12 protein-coding genes are annotated in these 10,808 nt (G+C 60.1%); 9 read left to right on the top strand and 3 right to left on the bottom strand.

The features are described 5' to 3' along the window. Positions 1–8: 8 nt before the first annotated feature. Positions 9–386, top strand: coding sequence for a DNA polymerase ligase N-terminal domain-containing protein (locus SH292x_RS17270; RefSeq protein ID WP_442482261.1), 378 nt, complete (start codon positions 9–11; stop codon positions 384–386). Positions 387–394: 8 nt separating this feature from the next. Here SH292x_RS17270 and SH292x_RS17265 read toward each other — a convergent pair whose 3' ends face one another. Next, positions 395–1,099, bottom strand: a complete 705-nt coding sequence (locus SH292x_RS17265; RefSeq protein WP_442482260.1) for a hypothetical protein — start codon at positions 1,097–1,099, stop codon at positions 395–397. A gap of 291 nt (positions 1,100–1,390) precedes the next feature. Here SH292x_RS17265 and lysS point away from each other — a divergent pair, with 291 nt between their 5' ends. From lysS to SH292x_RS17230, 7 genes are all read left to right on the top strand, one after another. Next, positions 1,391–3,019: a lysine--tRNA ligase gene (gene lysS / locus SH292x_RS17260; RefSeq protein WP_442482259.1), complete on the top strand. Its 1,629-nt coding sequence runs from the start codon at positions 1,391–1,393 to the stop codon at positions 3,017–3,019. Positions 3,020–3,022: 3 nt separating this feature from the next. After that, positions 3,023–3,358, top strand: coding sequence for a hypothetical protein (locus SH292x_RS17255; RefSeq protein WP_442482258.1), 336 nt, complete (start codon positions 3,023–3,025; stop codon positions 3,356–3,358). Between the two features lie 222 nt (positions 3,359–3,580). Next, the gene (locus SH292x_RS17250; RefSeq protein WP_442482257.1) at positions 3,581–3,979 is read left to right on the top strand and encodes a DoxX family protein; all 399 of its coding nucleotides are present in this window, start codon (positions 3,581–3,583) and stop codon (positions 3,977–3,979) included. A 431-nt stretch (positions 3,980–4,410) separates the two neighbouring features. After that, entirely contained in the window at positions 4,411–5,928 is a 1,518-nt protein-coding gene (locus SH292x_RS17245; protein ID WP_442482256.1) for an ABC transporter permease, read from the top strand. Between the two features lie 25 nt (positions 5,929–5,953). After that, positions 5,954–6,679: an ABC transporter ATP-binding protein gene (locus SH292x_RS17240; protein WP_442482255.1), complete on the top strand. Its 726-nt coding sequence runs from the start codon at positions 5,954–5,956 to the stop codon at positions 6,677–6,679. Between the two features lie 396 nt (positions 6,680–7,075). Beyond that, positions 7,076–7,933, top strand: coding sequence for a branched-chain-amino-acid transaminase (gene ilvE, locus SH292x_RS17235; RefSeq protein WP_442482254.1), 858 nt, complete (start codon positions 7,076–7,078; stop codon positions 7,931–7,933). Positions 7,934–8,065: 132 nt separating this feature from the next. Next, on the top strand, positions 8,066–8,590 hold the full coding sequence (locus tag SH292x_RS17230; protein WP_442482253.1) for a hypothetical protein: 525 nt from the start codon (positions 8,066–8,068) through the stop codon (positions 8,588–8,590). Between the two features lie 65 nt (positions 8,591–8,655). Here the strand turns inward: SH292x_RS17230 and SH292x_RS17225 are convergent, their stop codons facing one another. Both SH292x_RS17225 and SH292x_RS17220 read right to left on the bottom strand, forming a co-directional pair. Continuing rightward, on the bottom strand, positions 8,656–9,405 hold the full coding sequence (locus SH292x_RS17225) for a hypothetical protein (protein ID WP_442482252.1): 750 nt from the start codon (positions 9,403–9,405) through the stop codon (positions 8,656–8,658). Positions 9,406–9,566: 161 nt separating this feature from the next. Next, entirely contained in the window at positions 9,567–10,145 is a 579-nt protein-coding gene (locus SH292x_RS17220; RefSeq protein WP_442482251.1) for a thioredoxin family protein, read from the bottom strand. 248 nt (positions 10,146–10,393) lie between these two features. On the opposite strand from SH292x_RS17220, the gene trxA reads away from it, so the two are divergent. Continuing rightward, positions 10,394–10,717, top strand: coding sequence for a thioredoxin (gene trxA, locus SH292x_RS17215; RefSeq protein WP_442482250.1), 324 nt, complete (start codon positions 10,394–10,396; stop codon positions 10,715–10,717). The last annotated feature ends 91 nt before the right edge of the window (positions 10,718–10,808 follow it).

Raw genomic sequence — 10,808 nt, 5'->3', positions numbered from 1 at the left:
TAGCAGTCATGCCACTGCGACTCGTACTCCTGCGCCACGACGTGCCCGGCGACTTCGGTCGGCCCAGACATTGGGATTTGCTACTAGAGCGCGCGGACGACTGCTGGACGTGGGCTATTGAGATACTCCCCGCAGCGTTTGGGGGCGACAGCAATTCGACGAGCGTCTCCGCCATCCGCCTCGCGAACCACCGCAAGCACTACCTCGACTACGAAGGCCCCGTGTCCGATGGTCGCGGGCAAGTGGCTCGCGTGCTCACGGGGACGTATGAGCTTGCGTCGCAGTCGGAGGCGCATCTCGACATAGAGGCGTTGATCGAACGAGAACGAATGCGAATATTGCTAGAGCAAGGCAACCAACAGTCGTGGAACCTGAGCATCCCCTAGCCGACGACCTACGTGTCGTCGGACGGATTCTGAGTTCGCTCCTCGACTTCTACCTCTTCCGTCTTTCCTGACAAGAACATCTCTCCATCGGCCAGTTCAAGAGCTTCCAGCACGCGGTGCTGTGTGTCCTCGGTGTCCCACATCTCCCGGCCTATAATCATTACAGTGTTGCCACCGTTTTGAGTCCAGCGAAGCTTCAGCCCGGCCCGTGCGGTTGCTCGACGCAAGCGGTCGATGATGTCTTTCGTCGGCACTGGCAACGCTCCAGCAAGCACTTGCCGCAGTTCGATGGCGAGATCGCCTTCTTCGGTGACGTAGGGTTCGACGATCACACTGACGACGGTGTCGATGCCGGCGACTTCCGACCGCGCGGCAAGAACCACTTCGCTGGGCGTGATGACAACGCGGGGGTCGCGAATTTCTTTAGGGAGCAACTCGGGGAACGACTCGGGCAGCTTGTACGCCAGCCAGCCGTTGAGCTCGTCGGCCGAAACCACGGTCTGCCAGTTGCCCTCGCTCTGCAAATCGCTCGACAACGTCGTGATGCGACTCTCCAGCTGCCGGCTGCTCTCTTCGAGCATCTCGGGCGGTTGCTCGAGTGCCGCGACATAGCGCGGCTCGGCACTCGACACGGCCCAGTACGCCCCACCCGTTCCGAGTAGCAGCACCGTGATCGCCACCAGCAGCACCAGAAGTACGATTCGCTTGATCATAGAAATGGGCCTTCACGCGTCGCACCAGGGTTTCATGGCTCGAATCGTAGGAGCCCCGCCGCCGCCGGTCAACGCAAAACGTGATAGCAAGCCGTTTCCTTCCAACCAGGTGAGCCGGGTCGTCCCCGACCCCGGAAATGCTGAAGTAGAGAGTTCTACCCATTTCGGAAACTCCGGGGTCGAGGACGACCCGGCTCACTTGGCCAAACGCCCGTCCTTTCTCGAACTGCTTGCCCCCACTAGAATTACGGTCTTTCCCATCCCGCCCCTACTCGCACACCCGAATTGGTCATGGCCGACGAATCTACCCCCAGCAACGAGCCCTCGGACGAGAACCTGACCGACCCCCGTGTGGCACGCCGCAAGAAGCTCGAGGCGATTCGCGCCCTGGGCCACGATCCCTGGGGTGGCCGGTTTGCCGGGCACGAGTCGATTGGGTCGGTTCGCCGGCGAATCTGCGAAGTGGTTTACGAAACAGAAGCCGGCGAGCGGCACTCGCTTCCTGATTTCGCCGCTCAGCCCGAGGGGTTCAACTTCCGCCAGTGGAAGGCCGACCAGGGCAAAGGCACCCTCGTGGGCCCACAGGTCCGCATCGCGGGGCGGATCATGCTGCATCGCGATAAGGGCAAGCTGCACTTCATTGACATCAAGGACATGACCGGCACCATCCAGTTGATGGTCGGCCAGCAACAAGTGGGCGACGACTGGAGCGTGGTGGAGCAGATTGACCTGGGCGACATCATCGGCGTCGATGGCACGCTCACGGTTTCGAACACCGGCGAGCTCTCTATTAGCGCCGAGCGAGTGCACTTCCTGACCAAGGCACTGGATCCCCCGCCCGAGAAGCACCACGGGCTAAGCGACCCCGAGCTCCGCCAGCGGATGCGTTACGTCGACCTGATCCACACCGATGGCGTGTTGGACACTTTCCTCGCCCGCACGCGGATTGTCCGCAGCATTCGCGACACGCTGGCCGCGCGAGGCTTTGTCGAAGTCGAAGGCCCGACGCTTCACTCCATCGCCGGCGGCGCAGCGGCACGTCCGTTCAACACGCACCACAACGCCCTCGACATCCCACTGTTCTTGCGGATCGCGCTCGAGCTGCACCTCAAGCGACTACTGGTGGGTGGTATCGAACGCGTGTTTGAGCTAGGCCGCGTCTATCGCAACGAAGGCATCAGCCCCAAGCACAACCCCGAGTTCACCATGCTCGAAGTGTACGAAGCCTACGGCGACTACACGACCATGATGGACCTGACCGAAGCCTGCATCTGCGACGCCATCAAAGCGATGCGAGCCGGGTCGTCCCCGACCCCGGACAGCCATAAGTGCAGCGCTTCCAGCCTCGTTCTCCCCTGGAAAGATGGCACTATCGACTTCACCCCGCCCTTCGAGCGCCGCACTTACGATGAGTTGTTCTTAGAGTGCACCGGCGTCGATCCCAACGATCAGAAGGGTGTCGCCGCGCTCGCCGCGAAGATCGGCTTCGACACCGCTGGCCGTCATCCCGACGTGATCAAGAGCGACGTGTTCGAAGAGAAGGTCGAGGACGCGCTGAAGGGCCCCATCTTCGTGACCGACTACCCGGCGAGCATCTGCCCGCTCACTAAGCGGAAGCGAGACAATCCCAACGTCGCCGAGCGGTTCGAGCTGTTCATCGATGGCATGGAAGTCGCCAATGCCTACACCGAACTGAACGATCCCGACCTACAAGAGACGCTATTCAAAACGCAGCTTGATGGTCTGAGCGAAGAGGACTCGATGGCCAAGATGGACACCGACTTCATCCGCGCCCTGCGCAATGGCATGCCCCCCGCTGGTGGTCTGGGCATCGGCATCGACCGTTTGGTGATGCTGCTGACCAACTCGCAAACCATTCGCGACGTGATCCTGTTCCCGCTGCTCCGCCCCGAGGCTTAGCGAATGGCCACGCTGCCGCGATTCAGCCTGCGAGAGATCATCTTGCTGACCACCATCGTTGCGCTCGCGCTTGCACTGTGGATCACAATGCGGAAAGTCCCGCAGGCGAACGTGCCCGGCACGTTCGTCGGCGGTGCCCCGACGCAGACTATCGCGGGTCCGTTGGTGGTAAGTTACCGCGAGCAGATTGACCCCTCGACGACTTCGTTCCAGAGCAGTGTCCCGATGGTGCAACTTCACTTTGTCGAAGGAGCCGTGATTTTCGAATTCGAGGGCCATCGTTGCCATCGTGTGGAGTCGTCGCGGTTGCTGGAACTCAGCTGGCGGCCTGCCCCGTAAAGACGAGTGCGTCCGAGTGAGCCGGGTCGTCCCCGACCCCGGAAATGTCGAAGGCCAAGTCGCGTTCTACTTCAAACGGTCCGGGGTAGAGGACGACCCGGCTCGCGCCGTTCGGCAAACCTCCATAGCTCGACTTGGCAGCGTTCAGGTAGACTTCGTCCGAACATCTAGAGCCCGACGTCTGTCGACATCGGCTACGAACCTACACAGAGACGCACTTTCATGGACGATATCGGTAAACTTATTCTGCGTATTACCGTCGGCGGGCTGATGCTGCCCCACGGCATGGCGAAGATGAGTGCCGCGGCACTCGGCGGCCTTCAATCGATGCTAGCCAGCCAGGGAATCCCGGGCTTCGTTGCCTACGGCGTCTACGTGGGCGAAGTGCTAGCACCGATCCTGATTATTATCGGGTTCCTCACGCGCCCCGCCGCTGCTGTGTTTGCGTTCAACATGGTGGTGGCCATTTACCTGGCACACGCCTCGCAGCTCGTACAGCTCAGCGACAAAGGTGGCCTCGCCCTCGAACTCCAGTACCTCTACCTGTTCGGCGCGATCGCCATAGCGTTCCTGGGTGCCGGCAAATACTCCATCAGCGGCGGCACGAGCAAGTGGGACTGAGCTCTAACGTCCCCTCTCCCCGTCGACCTCGCTTGTTGAACCTAGGAACCCTGAGCCCCATCTTCGCGAGGTCGTGGGGGAGAGGGTTAGGGTGAGGGGGACGAGTTTGCTAGCAAGCTCTCCACGTCTCAAGCCGTGTGAGCCGGGTCGTCCCCGACCCCGGAAATGCCGAAGGCTAAGCGGCGCTCCACTGCAAAGGTTTCCGGGGTCGGGGACGACCCGGCTCGCTGCTCCATTGATCACAAAGGGAGCGAGCAAACTCCGCGCGCGAATTCGTTCGGATCACGGGACTCTTGTTGCTAGCACTCCCCAAACCGCTATGGGCGCATCGCGGCGGGGGCCGGTATGCTGCGTGGCCGCTCTTGCTTGCACGGGATGACGCGCTTGCATGGGCTTACGGATAGCCTTCGACTACTAGCCATGGATCGGCGATGTATAAACTTCTGCTTTGCTGGCGGTATCTGCGGACGCGGTACATCGCGCTGGCTTCGATTGTCAGCGTGACGCTTGGCGTGGCCACCATGATTGTGGTCAACAGCGTCATGGACGGCTTTGCCAATGAAATGCAAAGCCGCATGAACGACGTTCTGTCCGACGTCATTGTCACGAGCCGCAGCCTCGAAGGCATGCCGAATCCCGAGTGGCACATGGACGAGATCCGCCGTGTCGCAGGAGACGATGTCGTTGGCATGACTCCTACGTCCCAAGTTCCAGCGGCGCTCGCCTACTACTTCCGCGGTCAGTACTTCACCCGGCAAGTTACCGTCATTGGCATCGATCCGAAGACCTACGCCAGCGTCAGCAAGTTTGGCTACTACTTGCAGCACCCTGAAAACCGCGAGCACCTTGACTTCAAGCTCAAAGAAAACGGCTACGACGTCATCGACCACCAAGCGGAGAATCCGGCCAAGGCAATGCCACGTAGCGACATGGAGCGAGCGGGCTGGGTCTATCGCCGAGCGAATGCGGCGTTCGAGAAACGCATCGCGGTACAGCCCCCCATCGAATCCGCACCGCCGCTCGAGGACGACTCCGATAGTGTCTTTGGTGGCACGGCTCCGCCCGTTCAAGAGACTTTCGATCCGGCCACCGAACAGCACACCGGCACCGTGCTCGGCATTGGTCTCTGCAGTCATCGCATTCCCGACGGGACCGACGTGTTCCAGGTCCTGCCGGGCGATGACGTAGAGATCCACTTCCCTTCGTGCGGACGTCCTCCCGAGTTTCGTAGCTCGAAGCTCACCATCACCGATGTCTACGAGAGCAAGATGGCGCAGTACGACATGCAGTACATGTTCGTGCCGCTCGACAAGTTCCAAGAGATGCGAGGCATGATCGACCCCCAAAGCGGCGTGCGATTCGTCAACGCGATTCAGATTCGCTTGAAGGAAGGTGCCGACGCCAACGTCGTCCGCGACAAACTGCGGGCGCACTTCCAGTTGCACCTGTACGATGTCAGCACCTGGCGTGACATGGAAGGCCCGCTTTTGGCAGCGGTGCAGACCGAAACGCTGGTGCTGAACGTGCTCTTGTTCCTGATCATCGCCGTCGCCGGCTTCGGTATCCTCGCGATCTTCTTCATGATCGTCGTCGAGAAAACCCGCGACATTGGCATTCTCAAGAGCCTCGGGGCGTCGAGCAATGGAGTGATGGGCATCTTCCTCACCTACGGCTTCAGCCTTGGCATCGTTGGTGCCGGACTCGGCATCGTTGGGGGCCTGCTATTCGTCGAGTACATCAACGAGATAGCCGACTTCTTAGGGCGACTCACCGGCACACCCGTGTTCGATCCAGCCGTCTACTACTTGTACAAGATTCCGACGATCGTCGAAGCCTTTACGGTCACTTGGATTGCAATCGGCGCGATGCTTATCGCCGTGCTGGCCAGCGTGCTACCCGCGCTGCGAGCAGCCAGGATGCACCCCGTCGAAGCCCTACGATTCGAATAAGCTCTTCACCTACCCCGCACGTATCATGTCGACCAAGCCCTTTCAGCCACTCGTAGTGGCGACCAACATCGAGAAGACCTATCGCAAAGGCCCGGTTGCCGTGCCGGTTCTCAAGGGGGTCGATATGTCGGTCGCCAAGGGCGAGCTCGTCTCCATCATCGGGCAGAGTGGAAGTGGAAAGAGCACACTGTTGCATCTACTGGGAACACTTGATCGACCCGATGCAGGCGAGATTCACTTCGAAGGCAACCGCATCGACAACCTGGCCGCTGCGGGTCGCGATGTGCTTCGCAATCGTTACATCGGACTGATCTTTCAGTTCTACCACCTGCTCCCCGAACTCACGGCCATCGAGAACGTGCTCGCCCCCGTGATGATCCGCCACTCAGTGCTCGGCTACTGGGCCAAGCGTCGCGAGTATCGTGAACGTGCTAAGGAACTGCTCGACACCGTTGGCTTGGGCCATCGCCTGAACCACAAGCCCCGCGAGCTCTCCGGCGGTGAAATGCAGCGAACAGCCATTGCCCGCGCACTGATCGCCGACCCTAAACTTCTGCTGGCCGACGAACCGACCGGCAACCTCGACCGCGAGACCGGCGAGGGCATTCTCGAAGTCCTCCGCCGGCTCAACACCGAGCGAGGCCTCTCCATCATCATGGTCACGCACGACCCCGCCATTGCGGCTGGTGCCGATCGTACGGTCAATCTGGTGGGCGGCCGCGTCCACACCGCGAACCAAGCCGCGGCGTAAACGGTCTCTGGTGGCAAACTTGTCGACTATTCGTAGCCGGACTCGCAAGAGTTCGGGCCGACGCTAGCGCTATGCTCGTAGCCAAGTGAGCCGGGTCGTCCCCGACCCCGGACCGCTTCAACTTGCAAAACGCTCGCTGCTCGCAACCCGATTGTCCGGGGCCGAGGACGGCCCGGTTCACGAATCCTTTTCGAAACGTCGTTACCTGCTCGCTAGGTTCTCTCGGCCAGGGCCACCCACTTTCCCCCGCATTCCACCGAGTCATCCGTGAACTTCCGAAAAACCACTTTGGACACTAGACTGGGGTCTACAGCTTGTGGGCCAGCGACCCTTTCGCCGGCCGAAACGCATTCGATGCATTCCCTACACACACCTTGGCGCGCGAGCGCTAGCTCGATGGCAAAACAGATTTACATTGGCGGTACGTTCTATCCCGAGGCCGACGCGAAGATCAGCGTCTTCGATCACGGGCTGCTCTACGGCGACGGCGTGTTCGAGGGCCTGCGCATCTACTCGGGCAAAGTGTTCCGCCTTGGCGAGCACGTCCAGCGTCTGTTCGAGTCGGCGAAGGCCATCTGGCTCGAAATCGGCATGACCCACGACGAGATGGCCGAGGCCATCAACACAACGGTCGCCAAGAACGGCTTGTCCGATGGTTACGTCCGTGCCATTGTCACTCGCGGTGCCGGTTCGTTGGGCCTCGATCCTCGTAGGTGTAGCAATCCTCAAGTCATCATCATCGCCGACACCATCACGCTGTATCCGCAGGAGTACTACACGAACGGACTGGAGATCGTGACGGTCAGTGTCATTCGCAACCATCCCGCCGCGCTGAGTCCTCGTGTTAAGTCGCTCAATTATCTGAACAACATCCTCGCCAAGATCGAAGGCATTCAGGCCGGCTGCATCGAAGCCCTAATGCTCAATCACAAGGGCGAAGTCGCCGAATGCACGGGCGACAACATCTTCGTCGTCAAAGATGGCAAGCTGATCACCCCGCCCCTCGACGCCGGCATCCTCGCGGGCGTCACACGCGAGGCCGTGATGGACTTGGCTCAGGAACTCGCGATCCCGTGCGTCGAGCAAGTGATGACCAAGCACGACGTCTACATCTGCGACGAATGCTTCCTCACCGGTAGCGCCGCGGAAGTAATCCCCGTCGTGAAACTCGACAGCCGCGTACTAGGCGACGGCAAACCCGGCCCCATCACCAAACGCCTCACCAGCGCGTTCCACGAAATGGTGCGGAGTTAGAATCCAGTCGCGGATCAGCTGGGAGCTGTGTCATCCTGATGGAGCCTAAGCGACTGAAGGATCTCGTTCGCCACGGGACTGGTGTTCCAAGAAGAATTCCCGCCGACCTTGCAAGCGAGGCTTGAAGCCCAGATGAAGTGCACCATCTTGCCGGGATTGCCTGCGAGTGGTGATCCTTCGCACCACTTCTGCTTTGAGCAGCCTTCACCATGGGCTGAAGGACTGGTGGTATCCTTCACGGCTTCCCAGGGCAATACATGGGTTGGCAATTTTCAGCAGGGCCATGGTTACGCAACGAAACTCATCGAATGGCCCGCAGCCAATGCGGTCATAGTAGTCGCAAGTGGTGCCGTGTACTTTGTCTCCCTCGATCACTCGAAGCCATGGCAATGCTACCATGCACTGGGAATTGACTGCATTCTTACCCCAAATCAAGGCGACGCTGTCATCTCAACGTACGACCATCTGCTAATGATCGGCCAGTCTGGTCAGGTTGTATGGCGAAGGCTACTTGCTATCGACGGAATCGATCTGGAAGTGAAATCGGTCCAGAATGAAGAGATTTCAGGCATGTATTGCTGGGATCCGCCAGAAGGCTGGTCGCCCTTCCGCGTATCACGCGTCAATGGAACTGATCTAGTTCCCAACTCAGATTGATCAATCCGCGAGCATCCGCCTCAATCCGCGCCCATCCGCGACGAATTCTTCCAGAACTCCAACCGCTACTTCGCCGCCACGCGTTGAGCCTGGAACTCTTTGTTCGAGATGTCCTTGAAGCTCACCAATTGCTCCTGGACCAGTGTGATGCGGGCGCGGTCGTCTTTCGAGAGCATCCAGGTAAACAGGTGCTCGGCGCGAAGGTTTGGCGATCCGATCATCGTCAGGTTCACTTCCACTGGCACGACGTTGTGCAGTTCGAGCGTCTCGTTCACCTGCAGACGGGGCATCGGCGGCAAGCTCGACGCCAGGATGCAGTTGAGCTTCGCGTAACCGTTGAAGTAATTCCGTAGGTCCCGCCACGTTTCGCGGTGCGGCACCGAAATCGTTGCCATGCGATAGGTCATCGAAGTGGCTTCCATCGTCAGGACGCCGGTGTCTTTGATGTACAGCGGGTCGAACTCGGGCTCGGCCGAGAATTTCACCAACGGATCGGTGCTCGTTTTGGCCCAGGTGCACAGGTTCTTGATCGCGGCGTCCAATCGTTCGATGCTAATCTCGGTCTTCACACTTCGCGAAGGATCGATCAGCACGAACCGTCCGTCTTTGTCTCCTTGACCTTCACGGAAGATCGCCACGCGGCCCGTGTTCTCGGCGAAGTCGTAAATCACGCCATTCGCCACGAGCGTGGTGTTCTGCGTGATCGGAGTTTCTTCCTTGCCGGTGTAGACCCTGGTCTCGATCCGAAAGTCGACCGCAGCGGCCAAAGGAGTGATGGCGGCGGCGAGGGCGAAGGCGGCGAGGCGACGATACATGGCAAGACTCCGTTCGATCGAGCGGTTGGGTAGGTTCCGCGCGAAGCGTAGGAGCTTTGGGACTTCGTGTAAACAGCGAACAACCGTAGCCGGACTCGCAAGAGTTCGGGTGATGTCCATCGCGGTCCGCACTCTTGCGAGTCCAGCTACAGAAAGAGTTCTTACCCGAAGTAGCTCGGGGCATTCCCCTCTTTCCACTTGATATTGCAGCCGAGACTTGCGCGTTGCTCCGTTGAGGGCTCTTTGCCTGCTAGCACTGCATCCACCGCCGCGCGAAGGTCCTCGCCCGTCACGGGGATTCCACTCTCGGGCCGGCTGGCATCGAACTGGCCGCGGTAGACGAGCTTCCGATTCTTGTCGAACACGTAGAAGTCGGGCGTGCAGGCCGCGGCGTACGCCTTGGCGACCTCCTGAGTCTCGTCGTAAAGGTACGGGAACTGGTAGCCACGAGCCTCGGCCTCGGCGACCATTTGCTCGGGCGAGTCGGCCGGGTAGTTGGCCACGTCGTTCGAGCTGATCGCCACCACCGCTGCACCCCGCTGCGTGTACTCGTTGCCAAAGGCCGCAAACTCGTCCCCCAGGTGTTTCACGAAGGGGCAATGATTGCAGATGAACGCTACGACCAGCGCCGGGGCACCATCGAAGTCGCCGAGCGAGACCACCTGGCCGTCGACGTTCACCAGCGAAAAGTCGAGTGCCGGGGTGCCCAAGGGGAGCATGGTGCTGGGGGTGCGTGCCATTTTCGAGAACCTCGCGAAACGGGGAGTGTCTATGTGATCGTTCTGCTGGCAGTATTGCGGAACGTGCGGGGGCGGGCAACCGCGCGGCTGGCCGTGCGTTGACACTCACCCCCAACGCCCTATAATCTGGCGGCGTAAGACTTTGCAACAAATGGCGAAGCTGCGGGCCCCTGGGAAGCGAACCGTTCGAGGCCTGTCAGCGTAATGCTGATACGACATTTTCCACCGCGTGGCTAGGAGCGAAACACATGGCACTTCTTGAACTTGATAACACGAACTTCGAAGCCGAAGTGCTCAAATCCAGCGAGCCAGTGCTGGTGGACTTCTGGGCTCCTTGGTGCGGTCCTTGCCGCATGATCGCTCCGCTGGTCGAAGAACTCGCCGGCGACAACGTTGGCAAGGCAAAGGTCGCCAAGCTGAACATTGACGACTCGCAAAACTTGGCCGAGCAGTACCGCGTCAGCAGCATCCCCACCTTGATGGTGTTCAAGGATGGCCAACCAGTCGAGACCTTCGTTGGTCCGCAGCCTAAGGCCAAGCTGCAGCGTGCGATCGACGCCGCCCAGGCGTAATCTGGAAGCCGTGATAGCAACGCATTCATTTCAAGGCCGCTCCCACAAGGAGCGGCCTTGTTTGCTGGGTCGCCGTAGATTTGTGGAGGCA

It is taken from the genome of Aeoliella fuhlenseeensis (genome assembly GCF_052161615.1).
In the GTDB taxonomy this organism is placed as follows: Bacteria; Planctomycetota; Planctomycetia; order Pirellulales; family Lacipirellulaceae; genus Aeoliella.
This window is presented reverse-complemented; position numbering and strand designations above follow the sequence as displayed.